Below are 18,070 nucleotides of genomic sequence, written 5' to 3'. Positions count from 1 at the left end.
GGGTAACTATGGCGGAAACAGCGGCAGCTACCAAAAACGTGAAATTTATCATCACCCGCCAGGACGATCCGCAGAGCGCGCCCTACACGGAGGAATTCAATCTTCCCTACCGTCCGGGGATGAACGTCATCAGCGCCCTGATGGAAATTCAGCGCAATCCGGTCAACGCCAAGGGCGACACCACAGTTCCCGTCTGCTGGGAATCGAACTGCCTGGAGGAGGTATGCGGCGCCTGCTCCATGGTCATCAACGGCAAACCGCGCCAGGCCTGCGCAGCCCTGATCGACAATCTGGAGCAGCCGATCCGCGTCGAGCCGATGAGTACCTTCCCGGTTGTTCGCGACCTCGTCATCGACCGTACCCGGATGTTTAACGCGCTTAAAAAGGTAAAAGCCTGGATTCCGATCGACGGAACGTACGACCTCGGTCCGGGTCCGCGCATGGCCGAGAAAAAGCGGCAGTGGGCCTACGAACTGTCCAAATGCATGACCTGCGGCGTCTGCCTGGAGGCCTGCCCGAATGTTAACGCGAAGACCGACTTTATTGGTCCGGCGGCTATTTCGCAGGTCCGCCTGTTCAACGCCCATCCGACGGGTGAGATGAACGCCGACGAACGGCTGGAGGCGCTGATGACGGATGGCGGCATCGAAGGCTGCGGCAACTCGCAGAACTGTGTCCGGGCCTGCCCGAAAGGCATCCCGCTTACGACCTCCATCGCCGAAATCAACAAGCAGACGACGAAGCATATGTTCAAGCGGTGGCTGGGCGTGTAACATTCATAGCACATGTTCGACCCTCTGCAGCGGGCCACTGCCGGATAACGATCCGGCGGCGGCCTATTCTTTTACCTTGAATAAAAGACCGATTTGATACAACATGGAGGTATTATGCGCTTAATGCCTGGAATTTGGATGATGCCAGCACTCGATTATTTGTTCAGGCACTGGTATAAACGGAAAAACCTCCATCTTAATTTCGTAAAAAACAAGACTTGAGACGTTAAACGGGAAAACCTCCGCCATATTGTCCGTATTTTCTTTTTCTCCAACCAAATTGCCGGATTAAGATGGAGATTTTCCAGTCTGGACCCTAACCAATCCCTCTTTTTGAAAAATAAGCGGGAGAATTTCCGTTCCATCCATCCAAAGCCTGATTAGCGCATCTAATTTAGAGTGATCACTGTACGCCAATTCTGTTTTTGATTGTACGCGAAAAAGGGGAGCTGAACATGACCCACCATTATCAACAGTTAAGCCCGCATGTCATCATCATGCATGCCGAGCATGAAACAGACCGCCCCATCCTTGCGGCTATAACAGGAGAGCGGCGAACGCTGCTCATGGATGCCGGCAATTCGCCGGCGCATGCGGAGCTGTTCCGCAGGGAGCTTAAGCGGCGCGGGGTCCGCCTGCCGGAAATTATGGCGCTGACCCACTGGCACTGGGACCATACCTTTGGCATGCAGGCCTGGGGGATTCCGGCAGCGGCCCATGAGGAAACCGCCCGGGCGCTGTCTTTGCTCCGGGAGCTGGACTGGTCGGACGGCTGTCTCTTGAGTTTGATCTCGGACGGGATCATCAGCGAAGAGAGCGCCACCGACATTCGCAAGGAGTTCGGCAGCGGCCGCGACATCCGCATCACTGAGCCGGATATTCGGTTCCGGGACCGGATCGAGTTTGATCTCGGCGGCGTTGTCTGCGAATTGGTGCATGTGGGAGGGGATCATTCCGCCGACAGCTGCATTTTGCATGTCCGGGAGGATCGGGTGCTGTTTCTGGGCGATGCGCTAGGACCTTCCGTGTACGGCGGTCCGCGCAAGTATACCAGCGCCGCCTTTTTGAAGCTGCTGTCTACCGCATACGGGTATAACGCGCACTGGATTGTGGAATCGCATGGGGTCCCGATGAGCGGGGAAGAGTTCCGCAGAGATTTGGAAGGTTGGGGGGAGCTGGCCCAGGTCGTGGAACGGTTCGGCCATGACCGGGAACGGGTGATACGGGAGATGAAGGACTTTTTGAAGTCGGATCAACTGCCCAAAGATCTGCTTCAGGGCCTGGACTATTTCATGGCAGGTTTGGAACCGGTGTGAGCGGAAGGGGCAAAGACGAAGTCTGTATCCTTAGCCTAGGCGACGCGATGCCCAGCCGGTCTATTCTTCGCCGATTGTTCCGCTTCCACCGATTCCAAATCGCCCAGGCAAATATGGTATAATCTCCGTAACTATGCATGAAAATGGAATCTATCGGGAGGTATATCGGTGATTTGTCGGGAGCAGGATGAGAAGTTTGTCATGATCAAGCAGCATGACCACGGGCTGCTGGCCGGGGAATTTGCAGCGCGTTTCCGCATAGAGCAGGTTCCCCGGAAGCGCAGGCTGGATGAAGTGCTGTATGCGATAGGCAATCATGACTGGGGGTGGATTGATCTGGACGAAATCGAGGCAGTGACCCCTTACGGAGCGCTGCTGTGCAGCCTGCATTTTGAACGCCTGATCGAAATATCCGGCGAGAGCAGCCCTGAGCTGACATTGTACCTCCAGGAGGAGCGCCGTTCCCGGATTCACCGCGAACTGGAATCGTCCGGAGCGGCTACCTTCGAGGCGGAGCTATATTACGACAGCCGGCTGCTGCAGTTCTGCGACGATCTGTCGCTTTATATCGGATTGAATGAACCGGGAACGCCCAAGTCCCAGGAACATCCGTGGTGGAAGAATGGCTTCTCGAGCACCGGGGAATTCGATTTTACCGGCGGACGGGTTATTACAGCGGAGTGGCGGGGAACGACGCTGCTGCTTGATCCCTATCCGTTCACCGAATCATTTGAAGTGACGCTGCCGGTGCGGCGGGTGCCCCGAAGCGGAGCGGTCTCCCGGGGGCTTGCGGCGGAATACAGCGATACGCCGGAAACGGCGATAACCATTACTCTAGCCGAAGGGGAACTGAAGTGACCTAAAGGATCTAGAGCCTGACGTACACGGAGCAGGACGAGGTGAAATAAGCCTTCAAGGGAGTTTGGTCATAGAAGGAATCGGGTGCGAAAGGAGGGGCGGCCAATGAACGAACCGTCGCAGAATAAATCTAGAGTATCCGCCACAGGCGGCGGACATGGCAATTTGGCCGAATTGCCTTCCACCGGCACTGGCGGCAAAAAAATAACGCGCCGCCAGTTTCTGGCCCGAGGAGCGGCGGCGTTAATCGGTGCGGGGCTGTTGACCGGCGGTTACAGCTGGAAGGGAGAGCCAAGTTGGTTGGAAATAAACAACCTGACGCTGGAGTGGAAGGAGCTCCCCGCTTCGTTCTCAGGACTGAAGCTTGTCCATTTCAGCGATGTGCATCTTGGCTTTAACAAGGATGCCGGGGATGTTAAGCGGCTGATACGCCATATCCGGGAAGCGGAACCGGACCTCATCTGCTTCAGCGGCGATATTGTCGACAGCTATCCGGAGGATTTGGAGGATTCCGTTCCTCTGTTTGCCGGTCTGACTGCTCCGCTAGGCAAATTTGCGGTCCTTGGGAATCATGATTACAAGCATGCCGAGCAACTGGTCGGTCTGCTGGAGGCTGCGGGGTTCACAGTGCTGCGCAACAGGCATGTCCTTATCCGAAGAGGGGATGAATCCATCGCAGTCGCAGGAATGGAGGATTATCTGATCAATAGCCCAGGCCCTGACCCCAAGGCGGCGATGGGCGGCATTCCGCCGGGCACATTCACGGTGCTGCTCATGCATGAGCCGGATTATGCGGATTTTGTGCAGGAGTATTCCATTCAGCTCCAGCTGTCCGGCCACAGCCATGGGGGACAGATTCGCGTTCCGTTTATGGGTGCTCCCTTTTTGCCGGACGGGTCGGTTAAGTATGTCAGCGGCTTATACACGGTTGGGGATCAGAGGATGAAGCTGTATGTCAACCGGGGCTTTGGCGAGACTTACATGCCATTCCGGTTCATGTGCCGGCCAGAGCTTACGGTATTTACACTGCGCCAGGTGGAAGGATAGCAGCCATACCCGGTCAAATCTTGTTACACAAATGAAATAATACCGTTATCAAACTCTAACAGTGATGGGGTAAACTGTATACATGACCCCCTTTTGAGAATATAGATTCTTGGGACCCGAGAAATCGGGTCCATTTTTTTTGTATAGGCTTAGCCGCTTCTTCTTTGATTATTCAGACTTACTTGGGGCTGCTTCCGCCGCAAGGCGTTGCCGGCGCTTGGGTCCAGCCGTACCGCCCCCAGCGCCGCAAATGAAGCGATGATGCCCAGGATGAAGAAGGAGACCGTATAAGGCCCCGAGACGCTGGAAGAGCCGGTCACAAAATGCGCGATCGGCTCCCCGGCGCGCAGCGCCACCGTTGTCGAGGCAATGCCGAAGGCGGCGGCAAGATTCTGCGTGGTCGCCGCCAGCGCATTGGCATGGCGCGTGTTCTCCGGCGAAATATCGCTGTATGCCATCGTGGAATAAGCCGTTAGCGCCGTGGAACGGACAATACCGCTGACCAGCGTGAGCAAGGCGATAAGCACAATCGGAACAGCCGGAGTGATCAGTCCGCTCAGAATCATGGTCAGAGCGCCGATTGACGTCGAGACGATCAGAACGCGGCGAAAGCCGAACCGGTTCAGCAGGAAGGTCGTCGCCGGCTTGATGCCGATGTTTCCGACAAAGATGAACAGCACAATGCCCCCCGCCAGCGTAGGGCTCCAACCGAAGACGTTCTGAAACAGTAGCGTCAGCATAAAAGGCGCGGCACCGACCATCATCCAGTACATGGAACTGCCGAATTGAGAAGCACGAAAGGTCGGGATTTTCAGAATCCTAAGCTCTACAATCGGGTTGGAGGCGGTCAGCAGATATCTTATGGCGGCAGCGGCGGTGACAAGGAAGACCGCTGTTAACAGCAGCCCTCGGCTCCAGGGGGCCCCGGAGTCCGCGAGTACATGGGCCGCGTAAGTCAATCCGCCTACCCCGATTCCCGTCAGCACCACTCCGGTTACGTCCAGCTTGGACGGCGGCGCTTCGGCGGCATCGCCGATCAGCTTCCAGGCGGCGATAAATCCGGCAATGTCAAGAGGAATGTTGATCAGAAACAGATATTCCCACGAGGCGTAAGTGATGATGAGTCCGCCCGCAAGCGGTGCGATGGCAGGCGAGATCAGCCCGGGCCAGACGAGGTAAGACATGATTTTCAGCAGATCGCGTTTTTCCGTATGCTTGATCACAACCACCCGTCCGACCGGAACCATCATCGCGCCCCCGAATCCTTGCAGTACCCGCGCAGCGACAAGCGCCTCCAGGCTCGGTGACAAAGCGCAGGCAATCGAAGCCAGTGTAAAGATCGCGATGGCCGACAGAAACACAGGCCGGGTCCCGAACTTCTCGGCAAGCCAGCCGCTGATCGGGATGAACACGGCCAAAGTGACCATATAAGCGGTGACAATCAGCCCCATTTGGGCCGAAGAGACATGAAGTGCCCGGCTCATCGCGGGAACTGCCGTAGTAACGATGGTGCTGTCCAGATTCTCCATAAAATAACAACCGGCGACAAGCAAAGCGGTGTTGCGGAGTTTAGGAGTAATCACAAGGCGGTCCCCCTCTTGCGAAGAAGACCGGGGTCAATCCATTCTGAATGCATACCGGCATTACCGGCCCAGCAGGTTCAGAGATTCTCTGTTGAAGGCGGGCAGATCATCCGGCGTGCGGCTTGTTACAATACTCCGGCTGACAACCACTTCTTCATCTTTGTAGTTCGCGCCTGCATTTTTCAGGTCATTGCGAATCGAACGATAGCCAGTAATGTCAATACCTTTAAGAAGCTCCGTATCAATCAGCACCTGGGGTCCGTGGCAAATCGCAAATACTGGTTTTTCCTCCTGTACAAAAGCCTTCGCAAACTGACCGAACCGGTCATCCGCACGCAGCAAGTCCGGTGAGAATCCTCCCGGAATTAGCAGTGCATCGAAATCTGCAGCGTTCGCCTCTCCGATCGGCCGGGCAATAGCTACCTTGGCTCCGTGCTTGCCCGTAACCTCTTTTCCCGCTTCCCATTCGATAGGTACAACCTCGTGACCGGCCGCCTCGAACGCTTCTTGCGGACTTGTAAGCTCCACATCCTCGAACAAATCCGTTACGATAACCGCAATTTTTTTACCCATAATGCTTCCTCCTATTCTTTGTTATAAAAATAATAATTGGTATTACCAATATTGGTGTTACCAATTTTATTTCGCTTTTGCCGTCTTGTCAATGCGCTTCAGCCGAACATGTCCTTGTTTAGGGTAACTTCAGCGGGGAATAATTCTGCCGCAGGTCGCACTGATTCGATAATCATCCTCAGTGGAAGGGGTATAATGGACGTACAGAGAAAGGAGGGATCAGATGGAGGGAAAAGATATGGCCGGTACTCAAAGCGGTCTTCCCGAAAAACTGAGCAAACCGGCTAAACGCGCGCTTCAGGGGGCCGGATATTTGACTTTGGAGCAGCTGACGGAGGCGGGCGAAGCGGAGCTTCTGAAACTGCATGGAATGGGGCCGAAAGCGCTGGATCAACTGCGGCGCGCAATGGCGGACAAAGGTTTGAATTTTGCGGATGGGGATGGGGATAGGGATAGGGATAGGGATAGGGATAGGGATAGGGATAGGGATAGGGATGGGGATGGGGATGGGGATGGGGATGGGAAGCAGGGGTAAAAAAATAGCGGCAGCCGGGACCTGTTAAAGTCTCCCGAACTGCCGTTGTTGTCTTTTTCCAGCCGGTCTTATTTATGCTAGCGTTCTCCGGCTCGCAAGGATTATCCGGTTCTTATAGAGGCACCTCTATTTTCTGCTTCTGCTTGTAATAAACCCAGGAGGTAAAGCCGATCTCCTTCAGCCGGGCCGCCACCGCTTCATGCTCGTCTCCCACCCGTGAAGGCTTGTGCGCATCCGAGCCGAACGTTACCTGCACACCGTAGCGCAGCGCCCGTTCCAGGATGTCGTCCGATGGGTACCAGCCGCCGCTTAGCTTGGTTTTGCCGGAGGTGTTGATCTCAATCGCCACGCCGCAGTCGGCAATGACCTTCAGGCATTCGTCAACCGGACCTGGAGCGGGAATATTTGAGAAATCGGGATAGTTGCCCTTCATGGCGTCGATATGGCCGAGAATCTGAAACATGCCGGTGCGCGCGGACTCGGAGATAAGCCGGTAATACTCTGTTTTGACCGCAACCTTCTCTTTCGTTTCGAGACCTCTCCATCGCCCTTTGTTAAAAATACTAACGCCTCCCGTGCTGTGCACGGAACCGATCACGTAGTCGAAAGGGTATGCGTCAAGCATCTTCCGGTACGCTTCCACATGCTCCGGAAAGTAGTCGGATTCGATGCCAAGCAGGACGTCGATCACGCCCTTGTACTCTTTTTTCAAGGAGAGCACTTCTTCCACATAAGCGGAGAATTCCGATTTGGCCATGGCAATATGTGGAAAAGCTTGATCGCTCGGATCTCCGAAATAGGGTGTATGATCCGAAATACCTATGACTTCAAGCCCGGCCTTAACGCCGGCCTCAACGTAGTTCCGAATGTTTCCGTCAGCGTGGCCGCAGCGGAAATGATGAGTATGCAGGTCAAATTTCATTGAAAGAACATCTCCTTAGGCCAGATTGTCTAGATAATGCCGTCTTATTCCGAACCGATGAACTTCGTCTCCGGCATTCCCTTGAGATCGCTGAGGAACTGCCGCATAGCAGAGTTGACATATTTGCCTGATTTGGTGATGACGCCTACCGGATGAGTCACTTCAAGCTCCATAATCGGAATGATCTTAAGAGTCCCGGCTCTTACTTCCTCCGCCACCGACTGCTTCGAAATAATGCCTGCGCCCAGATCCAGCTCCACCATCCGCTTCACTTCCTCGCTGCTGGTCAGCTCCATGATGACATGCGTCTGGATGCCGTGCTTGGCAAACACCTCTTCGGCAAACATCCGTCCAACCGTATCGGGTGACAGCAGGATGAGCGGAGTTTCGCCAAGCACCTCGACGCGGGCTCTTCCCGGCTCTGCGGCCAGCGGATGCCTTGGGGACACGACCAGCTCAAAGGTGTCGTAATAGAGAGTGGAAGTGGTCATGCCGGGGCTGTCTCCGATCAGATAGCCGATGCCGACATCGACAAGGCCGTTCTCAACATGCTGGTATATCTGCGTAGAGGACATGGATTGGATGGACGTTTTGATATGAGGAAATTGATCCTGGAAATAAGAAAGAATGCGCGGCAGAATCTGAATCGCGATTGAGGTTGTCGTCCCTAGAATGATATGGCCCTGGGGCGTCTCGTCCAGATCGGCAAGCCTCTGCTTCAAATCGTCGACGATATTTACGATCTGCTCCGCATGCGTTAGAAACACTTGCCCCTTGTCCGTCAGCGTAACGGGCTGGTTCCGGTCCACCAGTTGGGTCTTGAACTCCTCCTCAAGGCTCTTGATCTGTGCGGAAACTGCCGGCTGGGTCAAATTGAGCAGTTCTCCCGCCTTGCGGAAGCTCAATGTTTTGGAGATCATGATAAGCGTCTCCAGTTGGCTGATGTTCATGGAATACCTCCCTTGGCCAACTCTTTGTTGACTTATCGGTTATGTATTTAGTTTACGCCGAATGTTGGCATTTGATTAAATTATAGGAGATTCTACCCGGCAGGGCAATGATACCGCACGCCCCTTTCTTCATTTTACTTGGGCCAATCCTTAATTTTTGGTGAATTGTACCGATATATGAGATATAATATACCAAGATCGTCGTAGGTCTTTTGGGTTATGACTTAAGTCCGGTAAAGGGAGGCACAGTGCTTAATGAAAGCCGAAGTGATTAATCCGTTTTTAAAATCTGCGTGCGTCGTAATTGAACAAGTGATTCAAGTGTCGCCGTCAGCCGGTAATTTGGGTGTAAAAGACATTGAACTTATTGATAATCATATATGGATCAAAATCGGAATGACGGGTCAGATAAGCGGCGATATTGTCTTTGGAATCGCCGAGAATGTGGCACTGCGCATGGTGTCGGCCATGATGGGAGGCTATCCCATTTCCGAGATGGACGAGATGGGGCAAAGCGCCATTTCGGAGCTTGGCAACATGATCAGCGGCAACGCGAGCACCATTCTGTCCAATCAGGGCGTCACGGTGGACATCACGCCTCCCCAAGTTATGAAATCGGAGAATCTGGTAGCATTTCTGCCACGTAAGGCGCTTAGCATTCCGCTCGTTATGGATGGAATCGGCGAACTGGATATTCAGGTGATGATCTCTTAGAATAATGAAGAGATTGCAGTCACTTGAGTAAGAAGGAGCTGATTGTCCAGGGTGGAGCTTAAGGGGAAAGTCGCAGTCATCACAGGCGCTTCCAGTGGAATAGGTGCGCTAACTGCGCGTCTGCTCGGAGAGCGGGGAGCCATTCCGGTGCTGCTTGCCAGGTCGGAGGACAAGCTGAAGACAGCGGCTGCAGGGATAACGGGCGAATATGGACTTTACCGCTGTGACGTGAGCAGGTCCGAAGATGTGGAAGAGACATTCGCCAAGATTTTTGCGGCTTACGGAAGAGTCGATATTCTGCTCAACAATGCGGGCTACGGCAAGTTCGAAAGTCTCACGGAAATGGCGGTCAAAGAGTTCGATCAAATGATGAACGTCAATTATTTGGGTATTGTCAGGTGCACCAAGGCGGTAGTTCCGCATATGCTGAAGCGGGGAAGCGGCCAGATTGTCAATGTGGCATCGATGGCAGGCAAGCTTGGAACCTCGCGGGCAACAGCGTATGCCGCAACGAAGCATGCCGTCCTCGGCTTCACGAACGCGCTGCGCCAGGAGCTTCGCCATAGCGGCATCACCGTGTCGGCGGTTAATCCGGGGCCGATCGAGACGAATTTTTTTAACGTGGCCGATCCGTCCGGCAGCTACATCAAGAACGTGGGCGGCTTTATAATGAGCCCTCAGTATGTCGCCGAGCGAATGGTCAAGCTCATGGAGAAGGGCAAGGAAGAACTCGACCTGCCGCGCCTCGCGGCCATAGGCATTCGCCTGTACGGGCTGTTTCCGCGGCTGGCGGACAAGCTGTCCTATAAGATGCTGAACCGGAAATAACATAAAGATGAACAGGAGGGCCTTCCATTTGGTGGACAGGTCTTTTTGGCATATAATGAATGAATACTATACAGTGAAAAGGATGAATTTCCCTATGACTAAAGCTTCTTTTGCGGCTATCGGCATCCAGGAAGACCTTGAAGCCCGATTGTCGGAATTCGGCATCACCTCTCCTTCTCCGGTTCAGGCGGAGACCATTCCGCTGCTGCTGGAGGGCCGGGATGTGCTGGCCGCTTCCCAGACCGGAACAGGTAAGACGCTGGCCTACCTGCTGCCCCTTCTGCAGCGAATCGATCCGGAGCGGAGAACGGTTCAGAAGCTGGTGCTGGCTCCGACCCAGGAGCTGGCGATGCAAATTGTACGCGAAGCGGAGCGTTACGGCGAGGGACGCAGCATCCGCGTGCTTGGACTGATTGGCGGCGCGGCAATTGGACGCCAGATCGAGCGGCTGCGGGAGCATCCGCAGCTTGTCGTAGGCACGCCTGGCCGCGTGCGGGAGCTGATCGGGCTGCGTAAGCTGAAGATGCATGAGGTCGCGACGATTGTTCTCGACGAGGCGGACCAGATGTTCCAGCTCGGCGGCGCGGGCGAGCTGGAGAAGATTATCGCAAGCGCCCTGCGCAGCCGCCAGCTCGTAATGCTGTCGGCGACAATCGGACCGGAGACGCGGGCGCTGGCCTCCAAGGTCATGAACGCTCCGGCCGAGATCGGGATCGATCCGGATACCAAGACGGCGCGCGGACTGGAGCATCTCTACATCGCCGTAGAGGAACGGGATAAGGTGGATGCGCTGCGCCGGGTGCTGCGGTATTACAACCCGCAGCGGGCGATCGTCTTCGTCAACACGGCTGAGACTATCGCGGAGGTGGAAGCCAAGCTGAATCACCTCGGACTGACGGCGGGCGCGCTCTATGGCGATGCCGACAAGGTGACGCGCAGCACGGTGCTCAGCCGCTTCCGCGAAGGCAAATTCCGCGTGCTGGTCGCAAGCGACGTGGCGGCGCGCGGGCTGGATATCGAGAATCTGCCGCTTGTGGTCAGCTTCGATCCCGCGTTCGACGCGGAGCACTATGTGCACCGGGCGGGGCGGACGGGCCGCATGGGCCGCAGCGGCCTGTCGCTGTCGATCGTCACGCAGCAGCAGACGTTCATTATGCGCAAGTTCGCGCGCGAGCTCGGCATAGCCATAAGCGAGCGCGCGCTGTACGGCGGCAAGATTCTGCCGCCGGAAGAGCTGCGCGGCGGCGCAGGGCCGCGCCGCGAGAAGCCGCGCAGCGGCCAGCCGGCGGTGCGGACCGCCGGCATCCGGCCACGCGCCGCAGCGGACGCGGGCGGCGCGGCCGGGCGCGGGCCAGCCGGCGGCGGCAGCGCCGGAGCGCGGCGCGAGGAGGCGCATGGCGGCAGCGCGCGCCAAGCGGCTCCAGGCGGCAAGCCAGGCGCCGGGCCGCACGGCGCCAAGGCGGGGGCTGCCGCACCTGGCGGCAAGGCGCGAAGCGCCGAACGGGAGCGGAACCGCAAGAACAAGGGAGCGCCCAAATGGCTGAAGGATAAGAAGAACAGGGGGGATGGCCAATGAGCCAGACCCCTGTGCTGCAGATTACCGGCCTGACCGGCGGTTACAGCCTGAACAAGCCGGTGCTGCACGATATTTCCCTGCAGGTTCAGCCGGGAGAGATGGTCGGGCTGATCGGCCTGAACGGAGCTGGAAAGAGCACCACGATGAAGCATATTCTCGGCCTGATGACGCCGCATAAAGGCGGGATCGCCGTACAGGGCAGAACGCGTGATAAAGATTCGGAGGGATACCACAGCGCGCTTTCTTTTGTGCCGGAGTCGCCGCTCTTATACGAAGAAATGACGGTGCGCGAGCATGTGGAATTTACGTCCAGGGCCTACGGCGTGAACCGCGCCGATTACGAAGCCCGCAGCCGCCGCCTCTCGGAGCTGTTCCGCATGGAGGATAAAATGGACAGCCTTTCCGGCCATCTCTCCAAGGGGATGAAGCAGAAGGTCATGATTATGTGCGCTTTTGTCGCAAGTCCGGCGCTGTATGTGATCGACGAGCCTTTTCTCGGCCTCGACCCGCTCGGCATCCGTTCCCTGCTGGATTTCATGCTGGAGATCAAGAAATCGGGTTCCTCCATTCTGCTCAGCTCTCATATTCTTTCCACGATTGAGAATTACTGCGACCGTTTCATCGTGCTGCATCAGGGCAGGGTCATCGCCGAGGGCACTTTAGCGGAGATCGGAGCTGCTGCCGGCAAGCCGGGACTGCCGCTGGAGCAGCTGTTCTACGAGCTGGTTCAGGGAGGGAAGTAGCATGAATCTCAGAGAGCTGCAAAGGGAGCGGCGCAGCAGGGCCGCCGGCAAGCTCCTTCCCTATGTAGGATATATTATCCAGAGCGGTGTAGCGGTCGTGCTTCTGTTCATTCTTATCGCATTTTCGGCCTGGTACACTTCGCTGCTGAAGGATGTTCCATCCGGCGTGCCGATTCGCTGGATCATGCTGGCGGTGCTGCTGCCGGCTGCGGTTCATAGCAGCTTCCGCACCTATCTGCAGCCGGCGGATGCCGTCTTCCTGCTGCCGCAAGAGCACCGGATGCACGAGTATTTTGCATCCTCATGGACCAGGGGAACGGTTTGGAAAGGCCTGCGGCTCCTTCTGGCGCTGATCCTGTTGTGGCCTTTGTACATACGCACGGCGGAATCGCCGAAGTCTCTGTTTGTCACAGCCGCGCTGCTGCTAGGCGTAAAGCTTCTCTCCGCTTACGGCTGCTGGCGGGAGTTGAAGATGCTCTCCCCGGTCGCTTCCGCCGGGTACCGCCTGCTGCGCTGGGCGGTGGGCGGGCTGATTATCGCCGCCTGGCTGTGGCAGCCTTACCATAAGGGCCTGGGATTCTCTATGCTGCTGGCGGCGGCTTATCTGGCTGCGCTTGCCGTGCCCGGCCGGCATGCCGTTCCCTGGGAGCGGCTGATCGCCCAAGAGAAGGCGCAAAGCGGGCGGGCCCAGATGCTGCTCGGCTGGTTCGTCGAGGCTCCCGGACGCCAGCAGCGCGTCTATTCCCGCCGCTGGCTCTCCCGCTGGGGAGCGGGGCTTCCCTGGCGGAGGGATAGCGCATACCGCTATCTGCTTACCAAAAGCTTTGCTCGCGGCGATGTTCTCGGCATTGTGCTGCGGATCGGGCTCTTGGCGCTGCTGCTGGAATGGTGGAATCGGGGAAGTCTCATCGGCGCCGGAATTTACTTGTTCTTCCTGTTCATTACGGGCGTCCAGCTCTCCGCTTTGTCGAAGCTGCATGGCGAATCGTTCTGGCTGACGGTTTACCCGCTGCCGGAGAACAGCCGGAGCCGCAGCACCGTCTCCTTCGTATTCCGGCTGCATCTGGCTTTCGCGCTGGTGCTGTGGCTTCCGCTGGCGGCGGGCGGAAGCGGCGAGCTGCCCAAAGCGCTCGGTGCGCTGGCCGCCGGAGTGGTGCTGACCCTGATCATCCGTCTCCGCCTGGCACGGAAAATGGGGCGTACCGACGACGATATCTAAACGTTAGGAAAATGCGCCGCCGCTGTGCCGGTTAGGCCGATAGGCAGGCGCACCCTGTTGGAGCGCCAAGCCCCAAGCGCCAAGCCCAAGCGCCAAGCCCCAAGCCCCAAGCCTCAAGCGCCAAGTGCCAAGTGCTAAACCCTAAGACGGCCCATGAAACGCCAAGAGGACCGGCGCTCCTAGCCGCCGGTCCTCTTTTCACATTTAGTTACACTTTAAAAGTCTGAATTCTTTTTCCATTCCGGTATTCGTCTTTGAAGTTTCCCGAAGTCACCTCCGTAATGATCTTGATCCAGAACTGCTGCGCGGGTAGATTGTTCTCCAACTGGGAAAGTCCCCATTCTCCCGGAGACCAGCGGAAGATACAGTTTGCCGCCCGGCGGCCCACTCCTTGGCTTCTATATTTTCTCAGCACAAAGAAATGGTCCAGAACATGGCGGCGCGCCGTTTTCGAATCATAATTTTTGACGAAGACGAATCCGGCAGTCTTGTTGTTTGCCTTTATCAAAAAGGGCTGGTACAGCTCGCCCGATGTCCAGTAAGCGTCAAAGTCGGGCATCGCGCCGAATCGTCCGTCATCATTAAGATCCGTGCCGGTAAATTCAGTGAAATCATACACGTAGAACTGCAGAAGATTTTCGAGCGTTTTTTTATCGCCCAGATCCGCTTTTTGTACTTCGACCTTCATGTGGCACCCCCGCGTTATGCGCGTTTTTCCTGCTGCTTCCGTATTTTCCTATATACCAGAATACTTCATTTATCCCGTCCGGCACAGCCACAGATTGCTCTTTAAGCCCAATGTTATTTATAATGGAATCATACGTTCAACATTAAGGAGGATCATTAAAAATGGTCTGGTTCATGAGACTGCGTTTCCCGGCTTTGACCGCGTAATTTAATACGTTCAAAGGCTCTGTTTGGCTATACAGAGTAAACGGGATCAGTCTGTCCATTTTTAATCCTCCTCTTCTTTTGTTTTAACTTAAGGGAGGTTTATTTGGTGACGGCTGTCTTGGCTTAATCTCTAATCGAATATGGATGGGTCTTTTCCCCTTTACTCTGGATCACAGGCAAACCGCCTGTGATTTTTTATTTTTTTCAAAGGGAGATAAGTCATGACCAGACAATCAATAAGTGCAGCACGCGTGAAAGAATTGGAGCCGGTATTTAAGTGTCCGCTATGCGAAAGTCCGATGAGGGTTGCCGAATGTAAAAGCCTGATCTGTTGCAGAAACCACACCTTTGATTTCTCAAAATACGGCTATCTAAACTTGTCGGCCCGTCCCGTGAGCAGCAAATACACGAAAGAATTGTTTGAAGCAAGGCGCAAAATCATTACGGAATCCAGCCTTTATCCTTCGTTGCATGAGGCGATTGCGAGCGCGATAAAGGATCACAGGGGCGGTTCTGCCGACTCCTATACGATGGCGGATTTGGGCTGCGGGGAGGGCTCGCATTTACACCGGATTATGGAGGAATGCGGGAGTCCGGGAATAACCGGAATCGGTCTTGATCTATCTAAGGAGGGCATTATTATGGCTGCAAAAAGATACGAAGATCCCATTTGGATCGTAGGCGACTTGGCCAAATTACCACTTGCAGACCAATCGGTGAACGTCGTACTCAATATTTTATCACCATCCAATTACAAGGAATTCAAGCGGATTTCGGTTCAAGACGGCCTGGTGATTAAAGTCGTACCCCGCCCCGGCTACCTAAAAGAACTAAGAGAAGCCCTTTACGATCGGGAGGAGAACAAGAGGTACCGTAACGATGAGACGGCGGCGCTGTTCAGGCAGCATTTCGTTCTAGCGGATGTGATTCATCTAAGCTACATCAAAGAACTGAATCAAGTGGAGCTTGGAAATATGGTGCGCATGACCCCTCTTGCCTGGTCCGGAAATAAAGCGCGGATAGAAGAATATATAAACCGGGATTCGGCTGAGATCACCGTGGATTTGGATATTTTGATTGGGAAAAATAAGTAAAACGATGTGATTCATGCCGTGGCGCTCTTGGGAGTTATGCTTATGGCAATGGTCATTTCGGCTTCAAATTGTCATAAATTCGGAGGGTATAGTAAATTTTTGCAGAAAAAATCTTGAAAATGGTTCTATTTTATGTAGAATATGTTTGAATTAATAGATATTTTTCTTCCTCGAAGGAGAATACAGGATGTCTTTCATTTTCTTTTTTTCAAAAAGATAGATAGAGCTTTCACGGTGAAAGGAGGGGGAAAATGATTAAACATATTATTTTTGATTTTGATGGTACATTGGTAAAATCCAGAACCCTTGCCGTTGATTTATTCAATGAGCTTTCAGACAAATATGGTTATCAGAAAGTGAAACAAGAAGACGTAGAGGAATTATCAAAGCTTTCTATTATGGAGCGACTTCAAAAATTAAATGTTCCTATCCTCAAATTCCCTATGCTTGTTAGAGAAATGAAACAGTTATATCGTAATTACGTAATTGGGCTAGACTTGGTAGAGGGAGTTTCTGACTTGTTATATGGATTGAAAAATCAAGGGTACCAGTTAGGAATTCTATCTTCAAACACAGAGAGTAATATCAATCATTTCTTGGTCACCAATAAAATCCGGATTTTTGATTATGTTTTTGTAGCCAGCAACCTTTTTGGAAAGGATAAAGCCATTAAAAAATTAATTAATCATTACAATCTTCCGAAAGATCAAGTTTTGTATATCGGCGACGAATTACGAGATGTAGAGGCTTGTAAAAAAATAGATGTTCCTTTTATTGGAGTAACTTGGGGATTTGATTCCGCTGAATTATTAGTTAAAGGACCCTTCGAAGCAATAGTAAATAATCCTCGTGAAATTTATGAAGTTATTAAGAGGTGAATTTGCTTATGGAGGATTTTGAACTACATCTATGTAGCAGCAGGCAAAACAAAAAGCGGAGAATGGCTCTCCGCTTTTTGTTATCTCCGGCTTCGGATGATTTGCACTAGCGTTGATAAATGGTTCTTAGCCGGTATGCCTTTACCGCAGCAGTGATCATATCAATGAAGATTACGATTCCGATCAGATAAATGAATCCTCCGGTGATTCTGCTCCAGATGCTGCTCACGTTGTAGAAAGCCTCGCTCCCTGCCGGCGCTATCCCGGATTCTGCCATTTGCCGCATAAAATCGGGATTCCATATGGCCGAATCGTTGAACATGAACAGAGCCAGCACGAAATGCAGCAGACTGACCAGAATTTCAAAGCCAATCAGCGCCGGCGTCCATTTCCCCGCAGCCATCTTCAGGATATCCTTCAAAATGCTGAGGGCGAATACTGCCAAGATAACCGGGAGGAATCCGCGAAATACCGTTTCGTTGAAAAAAGGCACAATCTTCATGGAACCGCTCTCCGGAAGATGCCATACGCCGAAGAGATTAAGCGACGAGGTAAACAGAAGCCCCAGCAGAATGGTAAAGATCAGACTGGCGATTGGGTCTGAGCGTTTGATGCTCAAGCGTTGGTCGGGCAGGGGAGGAAGATCGGCCGGTCTCCAAGCGCTCCTGGCCCCCTTCCGCATTCTGATGCGTTTCGCTCCTGCATATTCGATCAATCCAAAAGCAATGGTTACCCAAGCAAATCCCTGAATGAATCCTATGAACAGGGAAGCCAGATAATCCAGAAAATGTCCAAGCGCATCCATAGGATCGGTAAACATTTGGAACACGGATGCAACCGTCAAGGCAATCCCGATGGAGAACAGGACAATCTTAAGCACCGAGAGATAGGACCCGAACACTTCCGGACTAACCAGATATCTTCCGTACCCCCTGTATTGATCAGCCAGTTTCTGCGGATCTCCAAGCTCCAGCAGCACTTCTTCCACATCTGCGTCAGAGGCGTCCCGGCCTCCGGTGCGCTCTTCAAGCATGTCCTCGATTAATCCCTGAAGCTCCCTCTTAATATCCTCCCGCTGTCTGCCCGTCAGCCGGGACGTTACCGCATGGATATATCTGTTAACCAGCTCCATTGCCATCGTCTCCTTTAATTAAGCTGTCAAGGCTGTTGCACAGGCTCTTCCATTCCTTGCATAGCTGCTGATAAACCTCTTTCCCGGCAGGACTGAGTGAATAATATTTCCTTGGGCGCGTTTCATTAGTGTCCCACGTACTTTCCAGCAATTCCTGCTTCTCCAATCTGCGCAAAAGAGGATATAGGGTACCCGGATCAATATTTACACCCTTTTCCTGCAAAATGGTGACCATAGAATAGCCGTACTGAGGTTCGGATAATTGGCTGAGAACGCTGATGATAATTGTTCCGCGCCGTAGCTCCTGAATTAAGCCGTTGATCGTCTCTTGAATATCAGCCATATGCATCAGCTCCTGATTTCATTATACTGTGTGTCACACACTATTGTAAATAAAATAATATTATCGCTCCACAATCAAATTTACGAGAAGGC

The 18,070-nt window shown here is 53.8% G+C and carries 20 protein-coding genes; 12 read left to right on the top strand and 8 right to left on the bottom strand.

Features of this window, described 5'->3' with window-relative positions:
- Window positions 1-8: 8 nt before the first annotated feature.
- The 4 genes from sdhB (at window position 9) to PDUR_RS21010 (ending at window position 3,994) form a co-directional block, all read left to right on the top strand.
- Window positions 9-773: a succinate dehydrogenase iron-sulfur subunit gene (gene sdhB, locus PDUR_RS21025; protein WP_042208055.1), complete on the top strand. Its 765-nt coding sequence runs from the start codon at window positions 9-11 to the stop codon at window positions 771-773.
- A gap of 455 nt (window positions 774-1,228) precedes the next feature.
- Window positions 1,229-2,089: an MBL fold metallo-hydrolase gene (locus PDUR_RS21020; protein WP_042208054.1), complete on the top strand. Its 861-nt coding sequence runs from the start codon at window positions 1,229-1,231 to the stop codon at window positions 2,087-2,089.
- A 168-nt stretch (window positions 2,090-2,257) separates the two neighbouring features.
- Entirely contained in the window at window positions 2,258-2,947 is a 690-nt protein-coding gene (locus PDUR_RS21015; RefSeq protein WP_042208053.1) for a DUF3891 family protein, read from the top strand.
- A 105-nt stretch (window positions 2,948-3,052) separates the two neighbouring features.
- Window positions 3,053-3,994 (top strand): metallophosphoesterase, encoded by a 942-nt coding sequence (locus PDUR_RS21010; RefSeq protein ID WP_052410333.1) that lies wholly within the window; start codon window positions 3,053-3,055, stop codon window positions 3,992-3,994.
- 149 nt (window positions 3,995-4,143) lie between these two features.
- On the opposite strand, the gene PDUR_RS21005 is transcribed toward PDUR_RS21010, so the two are convergent.
- Both PDUR_RS21005 and PDUR_RS21000 read right to left on the bottom strand, forming a co-directional pair.
- Complete coding sequence (locus PDUR_RS21005) at window positions 4,144-5,577, bottom strand: MFS transporter (RefSeq protein ID WP_052410332.1); 1,434 nt, start codon at window positions 5,575-5,577, stop codon at window positions 4,144-4,146.
- A gap of 60 nt (window positions 5,578-5,637) precedes the next feature.
- Complete coding sequence (locus tag PDUR_RS21000; protein WP_042208052.1) at window positions 5,638-6,150, bottom strand: cysteine protease YraA; 513 nt, start codon at window positions 6,148-6,150, stop codon at window positions 5,638-5,640.
- A gap of 223 nt (window positions 6,151-6,373) precedes the next feature.
- Between PDUR_RS21000 and PDUR_RS29255 the strand changes: the two genes are divergently transcribed.
- Window positions 6,374-6,685: a helix-hairpin-helix domain-containing protein gene (locus PDUR_RS29255; protein WP_407944245.1), complete on the top strand. Its 312-nt coding sequence runs from the start codon at window positions 6,374-6,376 to the stop codon at window positions 6,683-6,685.
- 112 nt (window positions 6,686-6,797) lie between these two features.
- Here the strand turns inward: PDUR_RS29255 and PDUR_RS20990 are convergent, their stop codons facing one another.
- Window positions 6,798-7,607, bottom strand: a complete 810-nt coding sequence (locus PDUR_RS20990) for a histidinol-phosphatase (RefSeq protein ID WP_042208051.1) — start codon at window positions 7,605-7,607, stop codon at window positions 6,798-6,800.
- A gap of 44 nt (window positions 7,608-7,651) precedes the next feature.
- Entirely contained in the window at window positions 7,652-8,557 is a 906-nt protein-coding gene (locus PDUR_RS20985) for a LysR family transcriptional regulator (RefSeq protein WP_042208050.1), read from the bottom strand.
- A gap of 255 nt (window positions 8,558-8,812) precedes the next feature.
- On the opposite strand from PDUR_RS20985, the gene PDUR_RS20980 reads away from it, so the two are divergent.
- From PDUR_RS20980 to PDUR_RS20960, 5 genes are all read left to right on the top strand, one after another.
- Complete coding sequence (locus tag PDUR_RS20980) at window positions 8,813-9,271, top strand: chemotaxis protein CheX (RefSeq protein WP_042208049.1); 459 nt, start codon at window positions 8,813-8,815, stop codon at window positions 9,269-9,271.
- A gap of 51 nt (window positions 9,272-9,322) precedes the next feature.
- On the top strand, window positions 9,323-10,099 hold the full coding sequence (locus PDUR_RS20975; RefSeq protein ID WP_042208048.1) for an SDR family NAD(P)-dependent oxidoreductase: 777 nt from the start codon (window positions 9,323-9,325) through the stop codon (window positions 10,097-10,099).
- A 94-nt stretch (window positions 10,100-10,193) separates the two neighbouring features.
- Window positions 10,194-11,675, top strand: a complete 1,482-nt coding sequence (locus PDUR_RS20970) for a DEAD/DEAH box helicase (protein ID WP_042209572.1) — start codon at window positions 10,194-10,196, stop codon at window positions 11,673-11,675.
- Window positions 11,672-12,418, top strand: a complete 747-nt coding sequence (locus PDUR_RS20965; protein WP_042208047.1) for an ABC transporter ATP-binding protein — start codon at window positions 11,672-11,674, stop codon at window positions 12,416-12,418. Before PDUR_RS20970 ends, PDUR_RS20965 begins: the two co-directional genes overlap by 4 nt.
- A gap of 1 nt (window position 12,419) precedes the next feature.
- Window positions 12,420-13,637 (top strand): ABC transporter permease, encoded by a 1,218-nt coding sequence (locus PDUR_RS20960; RefSeq protein WP_042208046.1) that lies wholly within the window; start codon window positions 12,420-12,422, stop codon window positions 13,635-13,637.
- A 208-nt stretch (window positions 13,638-13,845) separates the two neighbouring features.
- Here PDUR_RS20960 and PDUR_RS20955 read toward each other — a convergent pair whose 3' ends face one another.
- Together PDUR_RS20955 and PDUR_RS30140 are read right to left on the bottom strand one after the other, a co-directional pair.
- Entirely contained in the window at window positions 13,846-14,325 is a 480-nt protein-coding gene (locus tag PDUR_RS20955; RefSeq protein ID WP_042208045.1) for a GNAT family N-acetyltransferase, read from the bottom strand.
- Between the two features lie 142 nt (window positions 14,326-14,467).
- Window positions 14,468-14,590 (bottom strand): hypothetical protein, encoded by a 123-nt coding sequence (locus PDUR_RS30140; RefSeq protein WP_269079195.1) that lies wholly within the window; start codon window positions 14,588-14,590, stop codon window positions 14,468-14,470.
- 162 nt (window positions 14,591-14,752) lie between these two features.
- Here PDUR_RS30140 and PDUR_RS20950 point away from each other — a divergent pair, with 162 nt between their 5' ends.
- Both PDUR_RS20950 and PDUR_RS20945 read left to right on the top strand, forming a co-directional pair.
- Window positions 14,753-15,625: a putative RNA methyltransferase gene (locus PDUR_RS20950; protein WP_042208044.1), complete on the top strand. Its 873-nt coding sequence runs from the start codon at window positions 14,753-14,755 to the stop codon at window positions 15,623-15,625.
- A 251-nt stretch (window positions 15,626-15,876) separates the two neighbouring features.
- Entirely contained in the window at window positions 15,877-16,503 is a 627-nt protein-coding gene (locus PDUR_RS20945; RefSeq protein WP_042208043.1) for an HAD-IA family hydrolase, read from the top strand.
- A 106-nt stretch (window positions 16,504-16,609) separates the two neighbouring features.
- On the opposite strand, the gene PDUR_RS20940 is transcribed toward PDUR_RS20945, so the two are convergent.
- Both PDUR_RS20940 and PDUR_RS20935 read right to left on the bottom strand, forming a co-directional pair.
- A complete protein-coding gene (locus tag PDUR_RS20940) occupies window positions 16,610-17,635 on the bottom strand; it encodes an HAAS signaling domain-containing protein (RefSeq protein WP_042208042.1) in 1,026 nt (341 codons plus the stop codon).
- Entirely contained in the window at window positions 17,622-17,978 is a 357-nt protein-coding gene (locus PDUR_RS20935; protein ID WP_042208041.1) for a PadR family transcriptional regulator, read from the bottom strand. The genes PDUR_RS20940 and PDUR_RS20935 overlap by 14 nt, the downstream gene beginning before the upstream one ends.
- Window positions 17,979-18,070: the final 92 nt, after the last annotated feature.

The organism is Paenibacillus durus (assembly GCF_000756615.1).
GTDB lineage: Bacteria > Bacillota > Bacilli > Paenibacillales > Paenibacillaceae > Paenibacillus_AQ > Paenibacillus_AQ durus.
This window is presented reverse-complemented; position numbering and strand designations above follow the sequence as displayed.

Bases quoted from the DNA above. Each gene is read 5' to 3' on its own strand.
- sdhB (WP_042208055.1), top strand. From the start codon at position 9: ATGGCGGAAACAGCGGCAGCTACCAAAAACGTGAAATTTATCATCACC.
- PDUR_RS21020 (WP_042208054.1), top strand. From the start codon at position 1,229: ATGACCCACCATTATCAACAGTTAAGCCCGCATGTCATCATCATGCAT.
- PDUR_RS21010 (WP_052410333.1), top strand. From the start codon at position 3,053: ATGAACGAACCGTCGCAGAATAAATCTAGAGTATCCGCCACAGGCGGC.
- PDUR_RS21000 (WP_042208052.1), bottom strand. From the start codon at position 6,150: ATGGGTAAAAAAATTGCGGTTATCGTAACGGATTTGTTCGAGGATGTG.
- PDUR_RS29255 (WP_407944245.1), top strand. From the start codon at position 6,374: ATGGAGGGAAAAGATATGGCCGGTACTCAAAGCGGTCTTCCCGAAAAA.
- PDUR_RS20990 (WP_042208051.1), bottom strand. From the start codon at position 7,607: ATGAAATTTGACCTGCATACTCATCATTTCCGCTGCGGCCACGCTGAC.
- PDUR_RS20985 (WP_042208050.1), bottom strand. From the start codon at position 8,557: ATGAACATCAGCCAACTGGAGACGCTTATCATGATCTCCAAAACATTG.
- PDUR_RS20980 (WP_042208049.1), top strand. From the start codon at position 8,813: ATGAAAGCCGAAGTGATTAATCCGTTTTTAAAATCTGCGTGCGTCGTA.
- PDUR_RS20970 (WP_042209572.1), top strand. From the start codon at position 10,194: ATGACTAAAGCTTCTTTTGCGGCTATCGGCATCCAGGAAGACCTTGAA.
- PDUR_RS20965 (WP_042208047.1), top strand. From the start codon at position 11,672: ATGAGCCAGACCCCTGTGCTGCAGATTACCGGCCTGACCGGCGGTTAC.
- PDUR_RS20960 (WP_042208046.1), top strand. From the start codon at position 12,420: ATGAATCTCAGAGAGCTGCAAAGGGAGCGGCGCAGCAGGGCCGCCGGC.
- PDUR_RS20955 (WP_042208045.1), bottom strand. From the start codon at position 14,325: ATGAAGGTCGAAGTACAAAAAGCGGATCTGGGCGATAAAAAAACGCTC.
- PDUR_RS30140 (WP_269079195.1), bottom strand. From the start codon at position 14,590: ATGGACAGACTGATCCCGTTTACTCTGTATAGCCAAACAGAGCCTTTG.
- PDUR_RS20950 (WP_042208044.1), top strand. From the start codon at position 14,753: ATGACCAGACAATCAATAAGTGCAGCACGCGTGAAAGAATTGGAGCCG.
- PDUR_RS20945 (WP_042208043.1), top strand. From the start codon at position 15,877: ATGATTAAACATATTATTTTTGATTTTGATGGTACATTGGTAAAATCC.
- PDUR_RS20940 (WP_042208042.1), bottom strand. From the start codon at position 17,635: ATGGAGCTGGTTAACAGATATATCCATGCGGTAACGTCCCGGCTGACG.
- PDUR_RS20935 (WP_042208041.1), bottom strand. From the start codon at position 17,978: ATGGCTGATATTCAAGAGACGATCAACGGCTTAATTCAGGAGCTACGG.